The organism is Sphingomonas faeni (assembly GCF_040407565.1).
Lineage (GTDB): Bacteria > Pseudomonadota > Alphaproteobacteria > Sphingomonadales > Sphingomonadaceae > Sphingomonas > Sphingomonas faeni_F.
This window is the reverse complement of the sequence record NZ_JAPZPR010000008.1, coordinates 96,448-118,844: the sequence shown is the minus strand read 5'-3', so window position 1 is coordinate 118,844 and position 22,397 is coordinate 96,448. Positions and strand designations below refer to the sequence as shown.

At 68.3% G+C, this 22,397-nt stretch carries 15 protein-coding genes; 8 read left to right on the top strand and 7 right to left on the bottom strand.

Annotated elements, in window-relative coordinates; genetic code table 11:
* Positions 1-110 precede the first annotated feature (110 nt).
* Positions 111-581, bottom strand: a complete 471-nt coding sequence (mscL, locus tag O6Y00_RS16915; RefSeq protein ID WP_107954746.1) for a large conductance mechanosensitive channel protein MscL — start codon at positions 579-581, stop codon at positions 111-113.
* A gap of 121 nt (positions 582-702) precedes the next feature.
* Between mscL and O6Y00_RS16910 the strand changes: the two genes are divergently transcribed.
* From O6Y00_RS16910 to O6Y00_RS16895, 4 genes are read left to right on the top strand one after another with little or no spacing between them, the layout of a single operon-like run.
* On the top strand, positions 703-1,302 hold the full coding sequence (locus O6Y00_RS16910) for a LemA family protein (protein ID WP_353443747.1): 600 nt from the start codon (positions 703-705) through the stop codon (positions 1,300-1,302).
* A gap of 10 nt (positions 1,303-1,312) precedes the next feature.
* Positions 1,313-2,179 carry a TPM domain-containing protein gene (locus O6Y00_RS16905; protein ID WP_353443746.1) on the top strand — a complete coding sequence of 289 codons (867 nt, stop codon included), beginning with the start codon at positions 1,313-1,315 and terminating at the stop codon, positions 2,177-2,179.
* 1 nt (position 2,180) lies between these two features.
* Complete coding sequence (locus O6Y00_RS16900) at positions 2,181-2,846, top strand: TPM domain-containing protein (RefSeq protein WP_353443745.1); 666 nt, start codon at positions 2,181-2,183, stop codon at positions 2,844-2,846.
* A complete protein-coding gene (locus tag O6Y00_RS16895; RefSeq protein WP_435368644.1) occupies positions 2,843-3,346 on the top strand; it encodes an NUDIX hydrolase in 504 nt (167 codons plus the stop codon). Before O6Y00_RS16900 ends, O6Y00_RS16895 begins: the two co-directional genes overlap by 4 nt.
* Positions 3,347-3,454: 108 nt before the next feature.
* On the opposite strand, the gene O6Y00_RS16890 is transcribed toward O6Y00_RS16895, so the two are convergent.
* Positions 3,455-3,736 carry an ETC complex I subunit gene (locus tag O6Y00_RS16890; RefSeq protein WP_056051595.1) on the bottom strand — a complete coding sequence of 94 codons (282 nt, stop codon included), beginning with the start codon at positions 3,734-3,736 and terminating at the stop codon, positions 3,455-3,457.
* Positions 3,737-3,744: 8 nt separating this feature from the next.
* Entirely contained in the window at positions 3,745-6,273 is a 2,529-nt protein-coding gene (gene hrpB / locus O6Y00_RS16885) for an ATP-dependent helicase HrpB (RefSeq protein WP_353443744.1), read from the bottom strand.
* A 513-nt stretch (positions 6,274-6,786) separates the two neighbouring features.
* Between hrpB and O6Y00_RS16880 the strand changes: the two genes are divergently transcribed.
* The 3 genes from O6Y00_RS16880 to O6Y00_RS16870 all read left to right on the top strand — a co-directional run bounded on the left by O6Y00_RS16880 (position 6,787) and on the right by O6Y00_RS16870 (position 11,288).
* Positions 6,787-9,306, top strand: coding sequence for a penicillin-binding protein 1A (locus O6Y00_RS16880; protein ID WP_353443743.1), 2,520 nt, complete (start codon positions 6,787-6,789; stop codon positions 9,304-9,306).
* Between the two features lie 135 nt (positions 9,307-9,441).
* A complete protein-coding gene (gene prfB / locus O6Y00_RS16875; RefSeq protein WP_056051599.1) occupies positions 9,442-10,569 on the top strand; it encodes a peptide chain release factor 2 in 1,128 nt (375 codons plus the stop codon).
* 23 nt (positions 10,570-10,592) lie between these two features.
* Entirely contained in the window at positions 10,593-11,288 is a 696-nt protein-coding gene (locus O6Y00_RS16870; RefSeq protein ID WP_353443742.1) for a class I SAM-dependent methyltransferase, read from the top strand.
* 180 nt (positions 11,289-11,468) lie between these two features.
* Here the strand turns inward: O6Y00_RS16870 and O6Y00_RS16865 are convergent, their stop codons facing one another.
* On the bottom strand, positions 11,469-11,861 hold the full coding sequence (locus tag O6Y00_RS16865) for a JAB domain-containing protein (RefSeq protein WP_353443741.1): 393 nt from the start codon (positions 11,859-11,861) through the stop codon (positions 11,469-11,471).
* 264 nt (positions 11,862-12,125) lie between these two features.
* On the opposite strand from O6Y00_RS16865, the gene O6Y00_RS16860 reads away from it, so the two are divergent.
* Positions 12,126-13,022, top strand: coding sequence for a thymidylate synthase (locus O6Y00_RS16860; protein WP_353443740.1), 897 nt, complete (start codon positions 12,126-12,128; stop codon positions 13,020-13,022).
* A gap of 58 nt (positions 13,023-13,080) precedes the next feature.
* Here the strand turns inward: O6Y00_RS16860 and pbpC are convergent, their stop codons facing one another.
* The 3 genes from pbpC to O6Y00_RS16845 form a co-directional block, all read right to left on the bottom strand.
* Entirely contained in the window at positions 13,081-15,186 is a 2,106-nt protein-coding gene (pbpC, locus tag O6Y00_RS16855) for a penicillin-binding protein 1C (protein WP_353443739.1), read from the bottom strand.
* Positions 15,183-20,939: an alpha-2-macroglobulin family protein gene (locus O6Y00_RS16850; protein ID WP_353443738.1), complete on the bottom strand. Its 5,757-nt coding sequence runs from the start codon at positions 20,937-20,939 to the stop codon at positions 15,183-15,185. Before O6Y00_RS16850 ends, pbpC begins: the two co-directional genes overlap by 4 nt.
* Before the next feature lie 108 nt (positions 20,940-21,047).
* Positions 21,048-22,394: a sensor histidine kinase gene (locus tag O6Y00_RS16845; RefSeq protein WP_353443737.1), complete on the bottom strand. Its 1,347-nt coding sequence runs from the start codon at positions 22,392-22,394 to the stop codon at positions 21,048-21,050.
* Between the last annotated feature and the right edge of the window lie 3 nt (positions 22,395-22,397).

The window sequence follows — 22,397 nt, the reverse complement described above, 5'->3', positions numbered from 1 at the left end:
TAGCGTCGGATGAGGGGGAGTTGGGATACGCTCGTGAGCCTCACGCCCCTCACCCTTGCGTCGCCTACGGCTCCTCCCTCCCTCTCCCCGAGGGGGAGAGGGACCCGAGTTTACCCCCGCGCCTTCAACTCGTCGCGGATTTCGCGAAGCAGTGCGATCTCGACGGGCTCCGGCGCAGGTGCGACGACAACCGCCTCTTCCTCACGCTTCAACCGCGCCGTCTCGCGCTCGATCAACGCCGCCGTTCGGTTCACCACGCGCAGGATCATGAAGATGATACCCGCGACGATCACGAAATTGACCAGCTGCGTTGCGAACGCACCATAGCCGAGCAACGGTACGCCGGCCTTCTTCAACGCCGCGTAGTCGCTCAGCGAACCTGCGTAGTTCGCCGGCACCGGCCCCATCCGCCAGAAATAGCTGGAGAAATCGAGCCCGCCGAAGATCTTGCCGATCACCGGCATCAGCACGTCGTCGGTCAGCGACGTGACGATCTTGCCGAACGCCGCGCCGATGATCACCGCGATGGCGAGATCGAGCACGTTGCCGCGCATGATGAACGCCTTAAATTCTTTAAACACCGGCGAATTCCTTGAGCATCTACGCCCCCTCTGTTGCACCACCGACGCTAACCACCGATTTCGGTTTCGCCAACCCTCGCGACTGTCCTATGACGCTGACACAGGTATTCAGGAGAGCCCCATGTCGTCACGTGCCACCATTCTTCGCGGAACCGCTGCCGTTGGCCTCGCCGCGAGCCTCGCCGGTTGCGGGATCAACAGCATCCCGACTGCGGAAGAAAACGTGAAGGCACGCTGGGCCGACGTCCAGAACGATTATCAGCGCCGCGCCGACCTGATCCCCAATCTCGTCGCGACCGTGAAGGCCGCCGGCGCGCAGGAGAAGAGCATCCTGGTCGAGGTCACGCAGGCGCGCGCCGCGGCAAACACCGTACAGGTCTCGGGCGACGACCTGACCGACCCCGCCAAGATCGCGCAGTTCTCTCGCGTCCAGGGCGCCGTTGGGCTCTCGCTCCAGCGCCTGCAGGAGGCGTATCCCGAGCTGAAGAGCCAGGGCAACTACACCACGCTGATGAGCCAACTCGAGGGCACCGAGAACCGCATCACGATCGCGCGGCGCGACTATAACGGTGCGGTGCAGGCGTATAACACCAAGATCCGCACCTTCCCCGACGCGGTCGGCGCGAAGATTTTCTATGGCGCCAAGCCGATGGTGCCGTTCGCGGCGACCACGCCGGGTGCCGAGACCGCACCGACGGTGAACTTCGGCAACGCGAGCTGATCCGAGCGTCATGCTCCGCCATCTCCTGACCTTGGTGTTCGCGGTGCTACTGGGAAGCGGCGCCGTCAGTGCCCCCGCAACCGCGCAGACCTTCCCGAAGTTTACCGGCTTCGTCGTCGATGCGGCGAACGTGATCCCGCCCGATCAGGAAGCGGCGCTGACCAAGCGGCTCGACGACCTGCAGAAGACGACCGGCAATCAGCTGGTAGTCGCGACCGTGCCGGACCTCGAGGGCTATCCGATCGAGGATTACGGCAATCGACTGCTCCGAAGCTGGGGCGTCGGGCTGAAGGACGCGAACAACGGCGCGATCCTGCTGGTCGCGCCGAACGACCGGAAGGTGCGCATCGAGGTCGGCTACGGGCTCGAGCCGGTGCTGACCGACGCGTTCTCCAGCGTCGTCATCAACCAGCAGATCCTGCCGCGCTTCAAGGCGGGCGACATCCCCGGCGGCATCGTCGCGGGGACGAACGCGGTCGCGGAACAGCTCGCGCTCCCCGATGCGGAGGCGCGCGCGAAGGTTACGGCGGCAGCGGCGGAGTATGACAAGACGCATCGTAGCTCCAATTCGGGCGGCGGCGGCGTGCCGATCGGGCTGATCTTCTTCGGGATCGTGCTGGCGGCGATCGTCATTCCGATGATCTCGCGGCGCGCGGGCGGCAAGAATTACGTAGACGGTAGAAGCCGCGGCGGTGGCAGCGGTGCCTTGCCGATCGTGCTGTGGAGCATCGCCGACGCGATGACCCGTGGCGGCGGCGGCGGTGGCGGCTTCGGTGGCGGTGGCGGCGATAGCGGCGGCGGCGGCTGGGGCGGCGGTGGTTTTGGCGGCGGCGGCGGTGGATCCGGCGGCGGCGGCGGCGCATCGGGGGGATGGTGACATGCGGTTGAGCGACACCGACCATGACCGCGTCACCGCGGCGGTCACCCAGGCAGAGACCGCGACGACCGGCGAGATCGTGACGATCGTCGCGCGGCAGTCCGATGCGTATCACGACGTGTCGATGCACTGGGGCGTGCTGGCGATGCTGCTGACGCTGGCGTTGCTCGCATACCACCCGGTCGCGGCGGACCATATCTACGCGCGGGTCAATCCCTGGCAGGCGGCACCGCAGGGTGCGCTGTACGTGGTCGCGCTCGTGCTGGTCACCCTTGTGTTCCTGGCCGTGCGGCTTGTGCTGGCATGGACGCCGGCGCGGCTCGCGCTGACGCCGGGTGCGACCAAGGCGCGGCGCGTGCGGCGGCGGGCTCTGCTCCTGTTCCGTGCGGGGGCCGAGAAGCGGACCAAGGGCTCGACCGGCGTGCTCCTGTACCTGTCGCTCGCCGAGCACCGCGCGGAGATCATCGCCGACGACGCGATCCACTCGCGCGTGCCGAACGAGACTTGGGGCGCGGCGATGTCGGCGGTACTCGCCGGCGTCCGCGACGATCGCCCCGCCGACGGGATGGCGGATGCAGTCGCGCAGATCGGCGCGGTGTTGGCGGAACATTTCCCGCGGACCGGTGCGCCGGTGAACGAACTTCCGGACAGGCTGATCGAATTATGAGCAAGACCGTATGGGCCGGGAAATTCCTGACCGTGCAGACCGAAGGCACGTGGGAATTCGCCGCGCGTCAGGGCGAGATCGCGGCGGCCGTGATCGTCGCGATCGACGACGGCGACGTGATCCTGGTGGAGCAGTTCCGCGTGCCGCTGGGGCGGGCGTGTCTGGAGCTACCGGCGGGGTTGGTCGGCGACGAGACATCCGGCGAGAGTGTTGCGGTTGCGGCCGGGCGCGAACTGGAGGAAGAGACCGGCTACCGCGCAGACGCGATCGAGGACCTGGGGGTGTTCTATTCGTCGCCGGGGATGACGTCGGAATGCTTCACGCTGGTCCGCGCGACCGGGCTGACGAAGGTAAGCGACGGCGGCGGAGATGGTGACGAGAACATCACCGTGCACCGGGTGCCGCTGGCGGACGTGCCGGCGTTCGTGGCGGAGAAGCGTGCGGCGGGCGTGGCGATCGATACCAAGATGCTGCTGATCCTGGCTGTGTCGATACTCTAACCAAGACTTGCTTCCCCGCGAAGGCGGGGACCCAGACTGGGCTCCCGCCTTCGCGGGAGAACAAAGAAGCAGCGCTAGCGGACGCCCAAAGCGCGCCCCTCCCTCTGCTTACTTGAAGTTATCCGCGTAACTCTGCAGCTTCAGCGTCTTCTGCGGTGCCGGCACGACGGTATAACCAAACCCCTCACGCTCGCAGTGCGCGATCGCCGCCTCGGCTGTCGGGAACAGCAGGCGGAGCTGGTCGCGGGTGTCGCCGCTGCCGGCCCAGCCGGTGAGCGGGTCGGGGCGCTTGGGCTCCGACGGTTCGAATTCGAGCTGCCAGGCGTCGGTCCGGTGCTTGCCGGACTGCATGGCGTTCTTGGGGCGCTGGAAGATACGGGCGGTTGGCATGAGCCCCCTTATCGCGAACCGGCGGCCCTTGCATCCGCCTTTTTCGTGCGCAGCGTGGCGGAGGCTGCAGCGGGATCGTCGGGCCAGGGATGCTTGGGATAGCGGCCGCGCATTTCCTTCGCCACCGCGGTCCAGCTGCCCGCCCAGAATCCGGGCAGGTCGCGCGTAGTCTGGATCGGGCGGCCGGCGGGGGATGTGAGGCTCAGCACCAGCGGTACGCGGGCCTCGCCGATCACCGGGTGGACCGCGAGGCCGAACAGGGCTTGCACGCGGAGTTCGACCCGTGGGCCGCCTTCGGCTGCGTAGTCGATCGCATGCGTACTGCCGGCGGGGCTGGTGAAATCGGGCGGGGCAAGGCGGTTGATGGTCTGCATCGCGTCCCAGCCGAGCAGGTTGCGCAGCGCTTCGGCAAGCGCGCCGGGGGCGATTGCGTCGAGCCGGCGCTTGCCGGTCAGGAGCGGTGCGAGCCATTCGTCGACCCGGTCGAGCAGGGTTTCGTCATCGAGCGGTACGCCCGCATAGGCGGCTCGGTCGCGCAGCGCTTGCGCGCCGTCGCTCCACGGCAGCAGCGCGAGACCGTGCTCGCGGACGCCGTCGATCAGCGCTGCGAGGATCGAGTCGGGGTCGGCGCCGCTGTCGGGGCCGCTGGAGAGCCGGATCGCGCCGAGGCGGCGTTCGCGGAGGGTCTGGATACCGCCGGTTGTGGGGTCGAACGTGACGGTGCGACGGGAGTCGATGCGGTCGGCGAAGAGGGTTTCGACGGTGACATGATCGATCGCCACGGCGGAGAGAATGCGAGCGCCGGCGGCCGAGCCCTGCGTGTCGGCGACAGCGAGCCATTCGGAGCGGGCGAGCGGCGAGGTCGGGTCGAGCCTGAACCCGCGCCCGCCGACCGAGGCCCAGGTTTCGCCGGACGGGTCGCGGCGGCGTGCCACGCGGTCGGGGAAGCCAAGCGCAACGCAAATTTCTGCCCCCCCGCCCGCTTGCGGGAGGGGGTTGGGGGGTGGGCGCCCGGCCTCGACGTCGCGCGACGCGGATGGCGCGAGCCCACCCCCCAGCCCCCTCCCGCTTGCGGGAGGGGGGGCAAGTTTCGCCCACCTTTCCGCCATTGCTCGCGCCGCTTGCGCCTTGGCCCCACGTTCGGTTTTCCAGCGGCGGAGGCGGGTTTCTAGATCGACGTCCTGTCCGCCCATGCCGCGTTCGCCTAGCAACACCGCGATTTGCGCCGCTACGTTTGCCAACCCGCGCTCCCCCGCTCGCAACAGCATGTGCGCCAGTCTCGGCGGCATCGGGAGTTTAGCTATCGCGCGGCCGTGCGACGTCGGACGACCGTCTTCGATCGCCTCTAACGTCGTCAGCCGCGCCATCGCCTCGTCGATAGCCGCGGCGGGGGGCGGGTCGATCCATCGGAGGTCTCGCGGATCGCCGACACCCCATATTGCACAGGCTAGGACCAGCGCGGACAGGTCCGCCTCCAAGATTTCGGGCGGGTCGTATCGCGGCAGGCCGGAAGTCGCAGCTTCTTCCCACAAGCGATACGCGATACCCGGCCCCAACCGCGCGGCACGGCCGGCGCGCTGCGTGACCGCGGCTTGGCTTGCGCGTTCGGTGACCAGCCGCGTCATCCCGGCGGCGCGGTCGTAGCGCGGGCGTCTCGCGAGGCCGGAGTCGACGACGATGCGGATGCCGTCGAGAGTCAGGCTGGTCTCGGCGATGCTGGTCGCGAGCACGACTTTGCGCCGACCGTCGGGCTCGGGGAGGATCGCGGCGCGCTGCGCGGCGGGGTCTAGGCTGCCGTGGAGTTCGTGCAGGACGATGTTATCGGGGAGGTTGGCGAGCCGGTCGGCGGTGCGCTCGATCTCCGCGACGCCGGGAAGGAAGGCGAGCACGCCGCCCTCCGCTTCGCCGAGCGCGCAGCGGATCGCGGCCGCGACCGAGTCTTCGATGCGGAGTTCGGCTTGGCGGCCGATGTGGCGGAGCGTCAGCGGGTAGCTTCGGCCTTCGCTTTCGATCACGGGGGCACCGTCCATCAATGCCGCGAACCGCGCACCGTCGAGCGTCGCGGACATCGCCACGATGCGGAGGTCAGGGCGGAAACCGGCTTGGACGTCGAGCGCAAGCGCGAGGCCGAAATCGCCATCCAGGCTGCGTTCGTGAACTTCGTCGAACAGGACCGCGGACACGCCGGCGAGTTCGGGGTCGGCCTGGATGCGGGCGACGAAGATGCCCTCCGTGATGACCGTCACGCGAGTGGCGGCGGAGCGCTTGCTGTCCATGCGGGTCGCGTAGCCGAAGGTCTGCCCGACGGGCTCGCCAGCAGTCGAGGCCATGCGTTCGGCGGCGGCGCGGGCGGCTAGACGGCGGGGGGAGAGGAGAAGGATCTCGCCGATGCACCAGGGTTCGGTGAGGAGGGCCGGCGCGACGGCGGTGGTCTTGCCGGCGCCGGGGGGGGCGACCAGCACAGCCGAAGTTCGGTCGCGGAGCGTGGCGAGCAGGCCCGGGAGTACGGCTAGGATCGGGAGCGGCGGCGGTGTCATGCGCGCCTGCTGCCACAGTAGCGGGGCTGGCGACAGGTTTTGTGGTTACGGGTGCGCGTCGTTCCGGCGTCGATCAGCACCTGAACTTTGCGATCCTCCCCCGCCAGGGGGAGGTGGCTGGCGCTCGCCAGACGGAGGGGGCGGAAAGGGTAACCGCTGTTCCGTGTCCTCCCCCTCCGTCACCTTCGGTGCCACCTCCCCCTGGCGGGGGAGGATCGTTCGGGCTGGCGTGCCGCCAATGTCGACTATCGTAGACGTGGGGTTCGCTAGCCGCTCCGTCATGCCGGGCTCGTTCCGGCATCCACCGTTCCGCGGACTCGCCGGCCGTAGAGTTTGCGGACCGGTGGACCCCGGAACAAGCCCGGGGTGACGGGGTGGAGGTGGAAGCGTTGTCCAAGCGACGCGGCGGTTTGCGGGCGGACCGGGCCGCCGGAGCAGACGGCCTACCCCGCCCCTCATCGCACCGAAGGCTGGCAAGCGCGCGCTAACCTGCTAGACGCTCCACCAGTAATCATGGCGTCCGATCCCTCCCCCACCTCGACGACGGCGACAGGCCGCACTTCCGACCAGCTGCGGGGCAGGGTTGCGCGCGCGTGGGCGAGTCGGTGGACCAAGGCGGCCCTCGTACTGGTCGTGCTTGGCTTCATCGCGATCTTCGCGTTCTGGTTCGCGGTTATGCGTGACCTGCCTTCCGTGGACACGTTGCGCACCTACGAGCCGCCGCTGCCGACCAACGTGCGCGGGATCGATGGCGCGCCGATCCACAGCTACGCGCGCGAACGCCGCGTCGAGCTCAGCTACGCCGAATATCCGCCACTGCTGGTGAAAGCGTTCCTCGCCGCCGAGGATAAGTCGTTCTTCGAACATCACGGCGTCGATTATCCCGGTCTCGCCGGCGCGGTGTACGATTATGCGACCAAGCTCGGCACCGGCAAGCGCGCCAAGGGCGGATCGACGATCACGCAGCAGGTTGCGAAGAACCTGTTGATCGGAAATGCTTATTCGCCGTCGCGCAAACTGCGCGAGGCGGTGTTGGCGTACAAGATCGAGGACACGCTGACCAAGGAGCAGATCCTCGAGCTGTACCTCAACCAGATCGCGCTCGGGCGTAACGCGTTCGGCGTCGAGGCCGCGAGCCATGCGTATTTCGACAAGGAGCTCGACCAGCTCGATCTCGCGCAGATGGCGTATCTCGCGATCCTGCCCAAGGGTCCGTCGAACTACGATCCGGTGCGCAACACCGAGAAGGCCATGACGCGGCGCAATTACGTGCTGAACCGGATGCTCGACAACGGCTTCATCACGCGCGCGCAGCATGACCAGGCGAATGCCGAGCCGCTCGGCGCGGTGATGCGCCGCACGCCGAAGTTCGAGAGCGTCGGCGGCTATTTCGTCGAGGAAGTCCGTCGCCAGCTGATGGCGAAATTCGGCGAGAACGCGAAGGACGGCCCCTACAGCGTCTATTCGGGCGGGCTGTGGGTGCGGACGTCGTTCGACGCGAAGCTGCAGGATCTCGCGCAGCAGGCGTTGCGTGATGGCCTGGTGCGGTTCGACAGCGGGCGCGGCTGGAACGGGCCGATCCGTCATGTCGAGATCGAGGACGACAACTGGCTCCAACCTCTGCTCAACAGCAATATCGCGCTCGATTATCGGGACTGGGTCGCGGCGATCGTGACGGGCAAGGACGGCAATGCCTGGAGCCTAGGCTTCCGCACCGGCAAGACCGGCACGCTGCCGCGCTATGCGGCGCAGATGCCGGTACGCGGCAAGGGCGGCAACGCGTTCGGCGCGATCAAGACGGGCGATATCATCGCGGTAGCGCCCGACGGCGGCGAGTTCTCGCTGCGGGCGATCCCCAAGGTCTCGGGCGCGTTCGTCGTCGAGGAGCCGGCATCGGGCCGCGTGCTGGCGATGCAGGGCGGCTTCGACGACCGGTTGCAGGCGTTCAACCGCGCGACTCAGGCGATGCGCCAGCCGGGCTCGACGATCAAACCGATCGTCTATTCCGCCGCCCTCGACAACGGCATGACGCCAGCGTCGATCATCGTCGACGGGCCGTTCTGCGTCTATCAGGGCGCGCGGCTAGGGCAAAAATGCTTCCGCAACTTCGGCAATTCGCGCGGGTCCGGCCCGCACACGATGCGTTGGGGAATCGAGCAGTCGCGCAACCTGATGACGGTACGCGCCGCCGCGCAGACCGGCATGCCGAAGGTGGTCGCGACGATCAAGAAGATGGGCGTCGGCGATTACGCGCCGTATCTTTCCTACGCGCTCGGCGCCGGCGAGACGACCGTCGGGCGGATGGTCAACGCGTATTCGATCCTCGCCAACAACGGCAAGGGCGGCCCGCCGTCGCTGATCGACTTCGTTCAGGATCGCCACGGCAAGGTGATCTGGCCCGAGAACTGGCGGCCCTGCGATCGCTGCAACGCGCCGGACTGGGACGGCAAGCCGATGCCGCGGCCGATCACGCGCCAACGCCAAGTGCTCGACGCGATGACCGCCTACCAGATGGTCCACATCACCGAGGGTGTCGTCCAGCGCGGCACCGCGGTGACGCTGCGCGATCTCGACCGGCCGATGTTCGGCAAGACGGGTACCAACAACGGCCCGACCGACGTGTGGTTCGTCGGGGGCACGCCGCAGTTCGTCGGCGGACTGTATATCGGTTTCGACACGCCGAAGAACCTCGGTGGCGCAGCGCAGGGCGGCACGCTCGCCGCGCCGATCTTCAAGCAGTTCGCGACGAAAGCGTATGAGGACCTCCCCAAGCTGCCGTTCCGTGCCCCCGCCGGGATCCGCATGGTCCGGATCGATCGCGCGAGCGGCCGGCCGGTCTATGGCACTTGGCCCGACACCAGCGATCCCAAGCCCGCGGTAATCTGGGAAGCGTTCAAGCCCGAGAGCGAACCGCGGCGTGCGGCGCGACGCTCGGATGTCGCCCCCACGACTGCTACGACGACGACCGCGGTAAAGAAGGCCGAAGCCCCACGCGACAGCGATTTCTTGCAAAGACAAGGCGGAATCTACTAGCGCGCTTATATAGACGTCATCCCGGCGCCCGCCGGAGACCCGCCCCGCTCGCTTGGGGCGGCGATCCCGGCCTCCGCTGGGACGACGGAATTTTCCCCGGCCTCCGCCGGGGCTGCGGAATTTTTGGAGAATATCATGCGCGCCGAAGCGCAGGCTCACGTAGACACCATCAACGACGCGCTGGCGCTGCTGCGCCGCTTCCTCGACTGGGACCGCGCGCTGCGTCGTCTCGACGAGCTGAACGCGCGCGTCGAGGATCAGGCGCTCTGGTCCGATCCCAAGGCCGCGCAGGAGGTGATGCGCGAGCGTCGTCGTCTCGACGAGGCGATCAGCGCGACGCGGGCGATCCAGAGCGAACTGTCGGACACCGCCGAGCTGATCGAGATGGCCGAGGCCGAGGGCGATACCGAGATGGAGGCGGACGGCGTTGCGTCGCTCGCCGAACTCGCCGCGCGTGCCGACAAGGACAAGATCAAGGCGCTGCTGGCCGGCGAGGCTGACGCCAACGACACCTATATCGAGGTCAACGCCGGCGCCGGCGGGACCGAGAGCCAGGACTGGGCCGGCATGCTCAGCCGGATGTATTCGCGCTGGGGCGAGCGCCACGGTCTGAAGGTCGAGCTGGTCGACCAGCATTCGGGCGAGCAGGCGGGCATCAAGTCCGCAACGCTGCTGCTGAAAGGCGAGAACGCGTACGGCTACGCGAAGACCGAGAGCGGCGTGCACCGGCTGGTCCGGATCAGCCCATACGACTCGGCGGCGCGGCGTCACACGTCGTTCGCCAGCGTCTGGGTGTATCCGGTCGTCGACGACAATATCGAGGTCGAATACAACGAGAGCGACCTGCGCATCGACACCTACCGCGCGTCGGGCGCCGGCGGCCAGCACATCAACACGACCGACTCGGCGGTGCGCATCACGCACATCCCGACCGGGATCGTCGTGCAGTGCCAGAACCAGCGCTCGCAGCACAAGAACAAGGCCGAGGCGTACAACCAGCTCCGCGCGCGTCTGTACGAGCGCGAACTGGCGATCCGCGAGACCGCGGCGAATGCCGAGAACGCCGGCAAGACCGACATCGGCTGGGGCCACCAGATCCGCTCCTACGTGCTCCAGCCGTACCAGATGGTGAAGGACCTGCGCACCGGCGTGGTGTCGACCAGCCCGTCGGACGTGCTCGACGGCGACCTCGAGATGTTCATGGCCGCGGCGCTGTCGCAGCGCGTGACCGGCGAGGCCGTCGAGGTGGAGGACGTCGATTGAGCTTGCGGGGGACCCTTGCCCTTATGCTGTTGCCGGTGTTCCTGCTCGCAGCGTGTGATGGGACCAAGCCGCTGATCAAGCGCGAGCCCAAGGAGCCGGTGTTCCCCGCCGCCGATCGCCCGGTCGCGTCGATCGTCTCGGCGCGCTGGTCGAACGAGGAAGCGCGTGATCGGCTGAACGAAGCCGGCGAAGTCATGAACAAGGCGGCGATTCGCAAAGGCATGACGGTCGCAGATATCGGCGCGGGCGAGGGCTATTACACGATCCGTATGGCCGCGCGCGTCGGCAAGGACGGGCGGGTACTTGCCGAGGACATCCTTCCTGCGGTCCGCGACCAGCTCGCCGAACGCGTCGCGCGCGAGGATCTGGCGAACGTCAGCGTAAAGCTCGGCGAGGCGAACGACCCGAAACTGCCCGATGCGAGCTTCGACCGGGTCGTGATGGTCCACATGTATCACGAGATCGAGCAGCCATACGAGTTCCTGTGGCGGTTGCGACCGTCGCTGAAGCCGGACGGGCTGGTGGTGGTGGTCGACGCGAACCGGCCGACGCGCGATCACGGCACGCCGCCCGCGCTGCTGAAATGCGAGTTCGCCGCGGTGGGCTATACGCAGGTGGACATGGACGACATGCCCTCGGCCGGCGGGTATCTGGCGACGTTCAAGGCCACCGGGCCGCGGCCGGCGCCGGAAGCGATCCGAGCGTGCCGGCTGGGGTGAGGTTGGTTCCAGCGTTCGCTTCGGCTTCGGTCTGAGGCGCTAACCCAACACACTGCTCCACCCCGGCCAAGGTTGGGGCATTCGGGAAGGTCGAAGTAGCAGCATTCTGCAATTCGTTGCCAACCTCCCCCAACTTGGCCCCGGCCCCCGCCGGGGTGGTGCGTTTGGGGTTATCGCGCCTCATACCACCCCCATCGCGCGGAGGCTCGTCACCCGCGGCCCCGCGATTACGAGGTGATCCAGCAACACCACCTCCAACGTCCGCAACCCTGCCGCCAGCGCACGCGTAAACGCCAGGTCCCGCGCACTCGGCGTAGCATCCCCGCTTGGATGATTGTGCGCGATCACCACGCCGGCCGCATCGAACGCCAGCGCATCCGCCGCGATACGGCGGATCGAGACCGCGACATGATCCTGTCCACCAATGAGATGCCGCATCCCCAAAAGCCTCCGATTCGGATCAAGATATGCGATCGCCATCGTCTCGAAGCGCGCGTTCCGCAGCCCCGCGAACAGCGTGCGAGCCGCCCCGAGGTCGGCGATACGAAGTGGAGGCTCGGATGGTGGCGGCACAAATCCGCCTGCCGCGCATCACCAGCAGCTGCACGTCCAACTGCATCCGCTTTCACAGCGGCGGACCGGCCCGGGAGAGTGCCGGGTTCATCCATCAACCGCGCAATGCCGAGACCGGCTTGGCCACCCCGAAATCACCGCGACCCAAATCGCGCCCAAATTCGCCATCCGCGCTTTGCACCGGGCGGGCGCCGGTCGTATCGAAGAATTTGAGGCGTACGACGCGCGGCCAAACCAGCACAGCGAACGGTCGGAAGGAATAACATGAGCCACCCCGAAAATCAGTATCTCAGCCTGTTGGGCCGGGTCCTCGCCAAGGGCGACGAGCGGATGGACCGGACGGGCGTCGGCACCAAGTCGCTGTTCGGCGAACTCTTGCGGTTCGATCTGAGCGGTGGCCAGGTGCCGATCCTGACCACCAAGCGGGTGTACTGGAAGACCGCGGTCAAGGAGATGCTGTGGTTTCTGAGCGGCGGCACCAACATCCAGGCGCTGCTCCGCGACAACGTCCGCATCTGGAGCGACTGGCCACTCGCGCGGTATCGACACGAGACCGGCTCGACCATCTCGCAGGAGGAATTCGAGGCGCGCATCGTCGCCGATGACGACTTCGCACGCGCATGGGGCGAACTGGGTCCGGTCTATGGCAAGCAATGGCGCCGCTGGGTCGATGCGTCGGGCAAGGAGCATGACCAGATCGCGACGCTCGTCGAGACGTTGAAGACCAACCCGTCGAGCCGGCGCATGCTGTTTCACGCCTGGAACGTCGGCGAGCTCGACCAGATGGCGCTCCCGCCCTGTCACATGGTGTATCAGTTCCACGTCAACTCGCGTAACGAACTGAATTGCCTCATCTTTCAACGCTCGTGCGACCTGTTCCTCGGTGCGGCGTTCAACTTCACCGGGGGCGCGGCGTTGGTCCATATGCTTGCCCGGCAGGCAGGGCTCACGCCCGGCGAACTCGTCTGGGTCGGCGGCGATGTGCATGTCTATCTGAACCATCAGGATCAGGTGTGCGAGCAGATGGCGCGCGAACCCCGCCCGTTGCCGACAATGCGCCTGCTCCGCACGCCAACCTCGATCGACGACTACCGAATCGAGGATTTCGAGGTCAGCGGCTATTCCCCGCACCCACCGATCCAGGGCGACGTAGCCGTCTAGCATCGCCCCGGTTGCCGACTCGTGCGACGACGAACATCCCGAACCGGCGGCGCAGTGCCTACCGGATCGTGACGATCACCTGATCCGCCGTGCGCCCGGTCGAATCGACGAGACGCAGCCGATGCCGGCCGGGCGGCGCGAAGAACAACAGTTGCTGGGCGGCGGGGCCGAGGTCGCGATTGTCGAGGAACACGTGGTGTGCCCGGACGTCGCCGGTGGTCTCGATTGCGAGGCGCTGGCGGTCGGCGGGAATGTCGGGGTCGATCGCGTAGACGCTGCCCGAGGCGGGGTTGACGATCCTCGCGCGCCGGGCGGTGGCTGGCGCCGCGGCGATCAGCGACTGGCCGGTGCCGCGGAGGAAATACTCGATCCGTGGTTGCTCGATCGTGTCGGCAAACGCGATGCGGCGACGCTCGACACCAGCCGGCATTGGCGGTCCTTGATCGTCGTCGCGTCCGAGCGCGAGCATGACGTCGCGCCACACCGGCGCCGCGCCGCTGGTGCCCGAGACCGCACGCATCGGGTCGCCCTCCACGTTCCCGACCCAGACGGCGACCGTATAGCGGCGCGAGAACCCGACGCACCAATTGTCGCGCATGCCTTTCGAAGTGCCCGTCTTCACCGCGGTCCAGAACGGCAGGCGCAGTGCCGAATCGAGGCCGAAGGTGGCAGCGCGGGCGTTGGGGTCCGCCATCATGTCGGCGACGATCCAGGCTGCGGCGGGGGTCGTGACCGGGCGGGGTGCGCTGCGGGGGGCGTCGGCCGTGAGCCGTAGCGGGGACCAACGGCCGCTGTTCGCGAGCGACCGGTACGCGTCGGCCTGTTCGAGCAGCGTCACCTCGGCCGATCCGAGTGCGAGGCTGAACCCGTAATAATCGCCGTCCTCGACGAGGCCACGATAGCCCGTATCCCACAGCCTATCACGGAACGGTTCCACCCCGACCAGCAACAGCGTCCGCACCGCGGGCACGTTGAGCGACCCCGCCAGCGCGCTGCGCACCGATACGTGCCCCTTGAACCCGCGATCGTAGTTCTGCGGCACGTAAAGCCCCGACGCGGTATCGAGCTGCACCGGCGAATCGTCGAGCACCGACGCTGGAGTCAGGTATCCGCGCTCGATCGCCTGCGCGTAGAGGAACGGTTTCAGCGTCGACCCGGCCTGGCGATAGGCGTTGGCGGCGTCGACCGCGGGGGCGGTCGAGGCGCCGCCGATCCCGCCGACATAGGCAAGGACGTCGCCGCTGGCATTGTCGATCACCACCGCGGAACCGTCGCGCGCGCGCGATCCTCCGAGCCCGAGAAGCTGGCGACGTAGCGCGGCGGCGACGGTACGCTGGAGCGCGGCATCGAGCGTGGTCGTGATCCGCAGGCCGGGCTTGGTCAGCAGGCGATCGGCGAGATGCGGCGCGAGCCCCGGATCGAGCGCCAGCGTCCGCACCGGGCCGAGCATCGACGCGGCCTCGCTCGCGAACCGTGCGCAGTCCCCTGTGCCACCCAGACGACACGCCCGCGCAGCGATGCGAGGGGCGGGCGCCTGGGGATCGGGGAGCAGTGCGGTCAGCAGCAGCGCGTCGTCGCGTGCCATAGCCGCGGGGGTCTTGCCGAACAGCGACAGCGCCGCCGCGCCGATCCCCTGCGCCTCGCCGCGAAACGGTGCCAAGTTGAGGTACGCCTCGAGGATCTGGTCCTTGCTCCAGGTCATCTCGAGCGCTCGTGCCGCGCGCATCTGGCGCAGCTTGTCGCGCCAGCCGCGTGCGCCGGGCATCGCCAGCGTCGGCGACAGGAACGCGGCGACCTGCATCGAGAGCGTGCTGGCACCCCTGCCCCGCTCGCCCTTCGCGCGCGCGCCAACCGACCCGAGGATCGCCAGCCAATCGACGCCGCCGTGGCTGCGGAAGCGGGCGTCCTCCGCCGCGACGACGGTGGTGGGCACGACTGGGGCGATCCGGTCGAGCGGTACCCACGCAAGCCGTCGCGCAGCGAAATTGACGCGCGCGCTGTCGATCAGCACGCCGTGGCGATCGTACAGCCACGCCTCCGACGGCTTCCACGCAGCGCGCACCTGCGCATAGCCCGGCAGCGGCGGCGGGAACGTCGCCCAGTCGAACCCGACCGCGGCCAGGATCAGCACCAGCAATCCGACAAGCGCCGCGCGCTGCTTCATCGATCCGCGATGACCATCGTCTGGTTCGGCACCGCGGCGCGGATCGACGGCGAATACATCGCCTCGACCCGGCTCGGCGGCATCTGGAACCGGCCGGCGCCATTGAGACGCAGCGTGTACGTCACGGTGGTGGTGCCCTTGGGCAGCCAGGCGAAATAGGCGCGCCACGTATCGCGGCCGCGTTCGACATAACTCGGACCGCCGCCCTCACCCTCGCTGCCGCCGCCTTGCTGGAGCAGTTGCGACTGGCCGCCGAGATCGTCGATCACGGTCGCGCCGGCGGGCACCGGATCGCTGATCGCGACCCAGTTGCGCTCGGCGGTCGCCTCGACCGACAGCGTCACGCGGAGCACGTCGCCCGTCGTCAGCCGGCCGGCGGTGCGCGCCTGCACGACGTCGACCTTGCGCGTCAGGCGATAGCCGGCGAACAGCGGTTGCCGCAGCGGCACCGCCGCCGAGATCGACACGGTCGCCCACGGCCCCGCCCCGCCGCCTTGCGCCAACCGCAGCGGTCCGGCGGCAGCGAGCGGGAACGACATTGTCCGCGCGGGTTCCGCCAGCGGCCAGCCGCGCGCAACGCTACGCCCGGCATAGGACAGCATCGTCGTGCCCGTGACAGCCTGCGCCGGATAGACCTGCGCGAAACGCCGCGCGGCGATCGCACCCCAGGCGTTGGCGGTGGTCGTATCCCAATGCCCGCGCGACTGGCGCAACGCCGTGCCGACCATCAGGCGCGGCGCATCGTCCTGCCACCCTGGCCGCCCGAGCACCGCCGCGGTCGCCTTGTTCGCCGCCTCGTCGGCCGACGACATCAGCCACCACGACGCGTTGGCCGAGTCCGACAGATCGAGCCGCGTGCCCTCGAACACGAGGCGCGTGCGCAACACCGCCTCGGCCTGCGCCTTGGCCTCGGTCGACGCGCCGGGGATCGCCGTCAGCGCGGTGATATAGTCGGCGAGGCTCGCGGTCGGCATCTCCGCGGGCGTCATCCCGATCTGACCGAGCATCGCCGGCGTGGCCTCGCCCTGCCGCGCGAGCGCCGCCAGCGCCGCGACCTTGGTCAGGCGGACGTCGCCGTAATCCTCGTGTCGCAAGCGCCCGTCGAGCACCGCCTTCATCGCCTCGATCATCCGCGCGCGCTGGACCGGCGGCAGCGACAGGTTCGCCGCGCCCGTCATCGACAGGACATAGGCGGTCAGCGCCTCGGACCCCTGAAGGCTGTCGCCGGGGAAGTAGCGGAGCAGGCCGTCGGGCGCCTGATAGGTCGGGATTTCGCCCGCCAGCGTCGCCCAGCCCGCCATGTCGCCGAGCACGACGATCCGCGACAGCCGCTGCTCGAAACAGTTGAACGGATAGCGGCTCATGTAAGCGCGCACGCCTGCCAGCGACGGCGCCAGCGTATCGGCGAGGCGGATGTCGACGCTGCCGCGACCCGGAAGCGCGCCCATCGGCGGCGCGATCGGGATCATCGTATTCTCACCGACCTGCGCGAGCGTCGCCGCCCAAATCTCGGTCGGCACCGCCGGGATGACGTCCTGCGTCACCGTCACCTGATCGGTCGCACGGCCGTCGTTGCTGCTGGCACGCACCGTCCAGCGCAGCGTATCGACGCCCGCAGGCGCGGTGAGGTTCCACGCCACCGGTGCCGCACCACCCGCGGGAATGGTGACGGTAAGCGGCTTGCCCTGCGCGATCCGCGGGAATACGTCGACGTTCGCCGTGACCGTCATCGCGCGGTCCGATCCGTTGCGCAACGTGAACCGCGCGCCGTAGAAATCACCCGATCGGACGAGCGGCGGCATCCCGGCATAGAGCGACAGATCCTGCGCGGTGCGGATGTCGGTGCTGCCGGTACCGAACGCCTGCGCACCGTCGGTGGCGATCGCGACGAGCTTGAACGACGACAGCGCATCCGACAGCGGCACGGACACGCGCGCATGCCCTTGCGCATCGAGCGGGACATGGCCCTTCCACAGCAATACCGGCTGGAAATTCTCGCGGTTGAGCCCCGACAGGTCGCCGCCGCCACCGCCGCCACCCGCTTCGAGTGCCTTGCGTCCATAATGCCGTTTGCCGACGACCTGCATCTGCGCGGTCGCGGTCAGCACCGACAGCGGACGATCGCCCATCATCGCGTCGAGGATGTTCCAGCTGTCGTTCGGCGCGAGTTGCAGCAACGCCTGGTCGACCGCGGCGAACGCGACGTCGGCCTCACGCGCCGGGCTGCCATCGGGCTTCCGCACCTGGATCGCGACGTTGGCCGTCCCTCGCGGCGCGTAACGCTCGCGGTCCGCCTTGACCGCGACGGCGAGCGTATGCCCTTCCCAGCCGACCTTCACCTTGGCGATGCCGAGGCGGTAGGCGGGCTTGGCGAGATCGACCAACGCGGTCGGCTCGGCTGCGTCCTCCGGCGTATCCGACAGCCCGAGCGTCCGCGCGATGCGGTGGACCCAGCTCCAGAACCCGCTCTCCACGCGCCCGCGCACGACCAGCACCGAGACATAGACGTCGGGCGCATAGGCCGCGTCCATCGGCACCTCGATCACCGGGTCCTTGCCCGACAGCTCGGTGACGAAGCTCGACAACACGCCCTCGCGCTCGACGCTGACCAAAGCGGTCGCTGAGCGGAACGGCATCCGCACCTGGAACCGCGCGGTCTCGCCCGACGCATAGGTGAGCTTTTCTGGCACGACGTCCATCCGGTCGCCATTGTCGCCGCCGAACCACCAATCGTCGTTCCCCGCGAGCCATACCGACTTCACCGCGCGGGCGACGTTGCCGTCGGCGTCGGTGGTGGTGACGACCGCGTAGATCTCGCCCGATACGCCTGGGTCGGCCTTGCACTGCGCAAGCCCCTGCGCGTCAGTGGTGGCGCTGCACGAGGCCGACAGCTTGGTCGTCCGCATCCGGTTGTCATAGGCGTAGAACCCGCCGATCAGCCGCCGCCGCGCGGTAAGGATCTGGCGGCTATAGAGCGCGACGGACAGCTTTTGCCCCTTGATCGGCTTGCCATCGGTATCGAGCGCGACGAAGCGCAGGCGCAGATCGTCCGCGCGCATCATCCAGCCATCGGTGGCGACGCCGAGCTGGACACCCGAGGCGTAGATCGGGATCGATTTCGAGGCGGTCAGCGTCTCGCCGTTCGCATCGCGATAATCCATCTCGACCTGCATATCGGTCGTGCCGGGGAGGGTCTGCGGCATGTCGACCGTCATCCGCCGCGTACCGTCGCTGCCGAGCGTCGCGGGCAGCATCTGGGTCGGCGGCAACGGCGTCTTCGCATCCTCGCCCTCGCCGTCGAGCGGCTTGACGCCCTCGCTGATCGGTTCGCCGCCGAAGCTGAACTTGTCGTAGCCGACAGGCGTCGCACTATGCGCGAACCAGCCGATCCGGACGTCGACCGGCAGGCCCGGCGCGCCGCCGCCCGAGAGATAGCCGGCGAACAGATCGAGCTGTGCGGTGCGTGGTTTGATCAGTGCGGTCTTCGGGCCGGTGACGCTCGCGCGCATCGTCGGCAGGCGGTATTCGTCGACCTTGAACGACTGCGCGGATTCGGTTGTCTTGTCGCCGACGACGAAGACCAGGTCGTAATCCCCCATCGGTGCGCCCTTGGGGGCGGTCCAGACGGTTTCGCCGGTGCCGTTCGCGCCGATCGTCACGGGCATCTCGAACTGCGTGTCGGAGCCGCGGTGCGACAGCCGCAGCGTGCCGGTAAAGCCGGGCGCCAACGAGAAGCCGCGCGCGTCGGGGCGGCGCAGGATATGCTTCATGTGGATCGTCTCGCCTTGGCGGACCAGGGCGCGATCGAACACGGTGTGGATGATGTCGGTCGCCGCCGAATAGCCATAGGACAGGTCGAAATCGAACGGCCGGATGCCCTCGCCCCAGTCGGTCAGCGTGAAGCTGAAATCGTCACCGGTACGCGCCGAGATCATCAGTGGATGCGGCGAGCCCTCGCCCTTGCAGCTGCCATAGGTCTCGGGTTCGGGCAGGCCGCGCGCGACCATGAGCCCGCCGCTCTTGTCGGTCGCCCCGCGCGCGAGCGGCTTGCCCGTGCAGCTGTCGCTGACCTGCACCACCGCGTTCGCCACCGGCTTGCCCGTCGACAGCCGCGTGACCCAGGCGAGCGAGCGATCGCGCCCCCATTCGAAATGCACGGCCAGATCGGTGACCAGCGCGGCGCTCGCAACATAGCGCGGCACGTCGCGACCGAGCAGCGCACGGCCCAGCGTCGGGCTGGCGAGTTCGACGACGTAGAAGCCGGGCTTGCCGAGCGGCAGGCCGACGACCTCGAAATCCTTGCCCTTGCCCGGCAGGTCGAGCTTGAACGGATCGCCTTCCCCGCCGCCAGCCCCGCCGCCACCGCTTCCGAACAGCAGCGGCTTCTCGCCGGTATGGTTGATCTGGAGCGGCTCGGCACCCTTGCGCTCGATCGTCTGGTAGTCGGTCTTGCCCGCATCCTCGACGCGCCTGAGCCACGCGGCGATCTCGCCGTCGGTGCCGCCCACGCGCAGCCGCTGCCCGCCGATCCCCGCGGTCTGGCCTTGCAGCGACGGCTCGACGTTGCGCACTGTGACGGGCAGCACGCCGCCCTGTTTCGCCTCGAGTATCCCGAAGTCCGCCGCGAACTTGACGAGCGGCGGGGCTTCGTCGAACTTCACCTCGAGCGGAAAGCGTTCGCGATTGGTGAGAATCCGGCCGCTTTCGTCCTTGAGGTCGGCGGGGATCGACACGTTGCCACGCGTCGCGAAGGGCAACGGTGCCGCGAACGTGACCTGCTCGATCGTCGCGCGGGTCTTCTCCTCCTCGCTGAACACCGGCGCGACAGACTTGCCGTCGGCGAGCGTCAGCCGGACTTGCGTCGCGGCGCTCATCGCCACGGGCGCGGAGAACCGCAGATACGCCTTCTCGACCGGGCTGCATCCCGCCGCGGTGTTGACGCGCGAGCATTCGAACCGGGCGGTGAAAGGCTTGCGGACGGTGAAGTCGAACCGCTGATCCGCGCCGGCGAGCTTGCCCCCGGCACTGGCGATGTTGCTGCCCCAAACCAGCGCCATGTCGCGACCCGGCGGCAGAGGACGGCGGCATTTCAGCGCGGTAATGTCGGCCAGCGCGCGCTGGCGCGATGCGGTATCGGCGGGGACCGTCTTGGGCAGCCCGGCGCTTTCGAGGAAATTGGTGACCGCGTAATTGTTTCCCAACCCGGCGAGCAGCTTGCCGGGCAGATCGGGCGCCAGCACGTCGACCGCGATCTTCTCGCCGATCCCGTCGACCGCGCAATAGGCGTTGGCGCCGATCGACTCACGCGTCGCAAGCATGTTCGCGGCGACCAGGAACACCTGATCCTCCTCGATATCGCCTTCACCGGGCAGCGCCGCGCGGGCGATCGGACCGCCGGCATCGACGGTGAAGCTCTCCGCATCGACGCCGTAGCCCGCCGCGCTCTTGAGTCCCTCGCGCGTCGCCAGCGTGCAGCGCGTTCCGCCGGGCAGCCCTTGCGCGAAGTCCCAGACATAGGTCTGCTGATCCACCCAGCGCCCCTCGCCCGACACCGCGCACTCGACCTTCAGTGGCGAGGCGGCGCGCGGATCGCCGAGCGGGACGATCGCGTCGCTGAACCGCACCGTAAAGCGCGTGATCGCGCCATCCGAAATGTTGGGCGTAGCAAGCGTGACGTGCGGCGTATCGCCACCGAACGCAGCCACCGGCGCAACCACGATCGCCAGTGCCGCCCACAGTCTCGTCAATCGCATCGCCGAATCCCCCCGTCTCAGGATAAGGATCGGCTGGCGCTAGTCCATAGCTAACCCGGTCGGGCAATGTTCACGGACCGGCGACGATCGCAGCCTCGCCGCGTCGATTCACACGGGCAGCACGATCCGCGCGACCAAGCCCGGGGCATTGTCCGCCAGTTCGAAGCGGCCATCATGGAGCCGCGCCACGGCTTCGATCAGTGCCATGCCGAGGCCGGCGCCGGGCGTCGACCGGGCGCTGTCGAGACGTCCGAAGCGTTTTAGCGCCTGCGCACGGTCGGCGGCGGCGATGCCCGGCCCACGGTCCTCGACCTGGATCGCGACGCCATCGGTGCGGTGGACGATCCGCAAGGTTACCTCACCCCCGCCCGCGCCGTGGCGCAGCGCGTTGTCGATCAGATTGGTGATCGCCTGGCTGATGAGTTCTCGGTGGAGCTTCATTGGCGGCGGGCGGTCGTCGATCGCAATCGTAAAGAGAAGGCCCGCGTCTTCGGCGACGGGCGCGTAGAGCTCGCCGATCTCTTCGAGCAGGTTCGCCGGCAACACCTCGATAAAGCGATCGCGCGACACCGATCCCGAGCGGCTGATCTCGATCACCATCGTCAGCATCCGCATGACGAGATCCGTCTCGACCAACAGGCCGCCCAGCGCCGACTCCCGCGCGTCGGGGTCGGCGATCAACACCGCCTGCTCGGTCTTGGTGCGCAGTCGCGCAAGCGGCGAGCGGAGATCATGTGCGAGGCTGTCGGTGACGATCCGCAACTCGGCCATCGCCCCTTCCAGCTTGCCGAGCATGACGTTCAACCGCCCGGCCAGGCGATCGAACGCATCGCCGCCCCCCGCGATCACGTCGACGCGCCGCGACAGATCGCCCTCGCCCGCCGCCTCGATCGCCTTGGCGATCCCGTCGAGGCGACGCCCGACATAGCGGGTCAGGACCAGCCCGCCGACCACACCGAGCGCGAGCGACAGAAACACGGCAACAGCCAAGGCACGCTCGATCGCGCGCTCCTCGGCGGCGATCAGGTCGAGGTTGCGGCCGGTGAGCAGCCAATAGCTGCCGAGCGGGTGCAGCGCATATCCGGTTTCGCGCGCGTGCCAGAGTTCGTCGGACCCGAGCCGCGCAATCCGGAACTGCGTGACCTTCAGCGGCACGGCGAGACGTTCGGGCGCGATGCCTACCACCGCGCGTCCCTTGGGGTCTACCACCGCGAGCACCAACGACACGTCGCCGGGGACGACCGCGCTATCGATGGCCTGGCGGATCGCCGGCAACCCGCCGCTGCGCCAGACCGCGCGCAAGGCTTCGGATTGCTCCGTCGTCTCGCGCCGGATCGCGTCGATTGCGTCGGCGCTGGTCGTCTTCCAGACGAAACCGACCAGCGCGAGGTTGGACACCAGCGCCAGCGCTATCGATAGAAGCGCGATCCGGGCGGTGACCGAGAGGCGGATCACCCG

What these genes read in the sequence shown, in the direction of transcription:
- O6Y00_RS16860 (WP_353443740.1), top strand. Translation starts at nt 12,126, where the DNA reads ATGAGCCACCCCGAAAATCAGTATCTCAGCCTGTTGGGCCGGGTCCTC.
- O6Y00_RS16870 (WP_353443742.1), top strand. Translation starts at nt 10,593, where the DNA reads ATGCTGTTGCCGGTGTTCCTGCTCGCAGCGTGTGATGGGACCAAGCCG.
- O6Y00_RS16910 (WP_353443747.1), top strand. Translation starts at nt 703, where the DNA reads ATGTCGTCACGTGCCACCATTCTTCGCGGAACCGCTGCCGTTGGCCTC.
- O6Y00_RS16905 (WP_353443746.1), top strand. Translation starts at nt 1,313, where the DNA reads ATGCTCCGCCATCTCCTGACCTTGGTGTTCGCGGTGCTACTGGGAAGC.
- O6Y00_RS16880 (WP_353443743.1), top strand. Translation starts at nt 6,787, where the DNA reads ATGGCGTCCGATCCCTCCCCCACCTCGACGACGGCGACAGGCCGCACT.
- prfB (WP_056051599.1), top strand. Translation starts at nt 9,442, where the DNA reads ATGCGCGCCGAAGCGCAGGCTCACGTAGACACCATCAACGACGCGCTG.
- O6Y00_RS16895 (WP_435368644.1), top strand. Translation starts at nt 2,843, where the DNA reads ATGAGCAAGACCGTATGGGCCGGGAAATTCCTGACCGTGCAGACCGAA.
- pbpC (WP_353443739.1), bottom strand. Translation starts at nt 15,186, where the DNA reads ATGAAGCAGCGCGCGGCGCTTGTCGGATTGCTGGTGCTGATCCTGGCC.
- O6Y00_RS16890 (WP_056051595.1), bottom strand. Translation starts at nt 3,736, where the DNA reads ATGCCAACCGCCCGTATCTTCCAGCGCCCCAAGAACGCCATGCAGTCC.
- O6Y00_RS16900 (WP_353443745.1), top strand. Translation starts at nt 2,181, where the DNA reads ATGCGGTTGAGCGACACCGACCATGACCGCGTCACCGCGGCGGTCACC.
- O6Y00_RS16850 (WP_353443738.1), bottom strand. Translation starts at nt 20,939, where the DNA reads ATGCGATTGACGAGACTGTGGGCGGCACTGGCGATCGTGGTTGCGCCG.
- hrpB (WP_353443744.1), bottom strand. Translation starts at nt 6,273, where the DNA reads ATGACACCGCCGCCGCTCCCGATCCTAGCCGTACTCCCGGGCCTGCTC.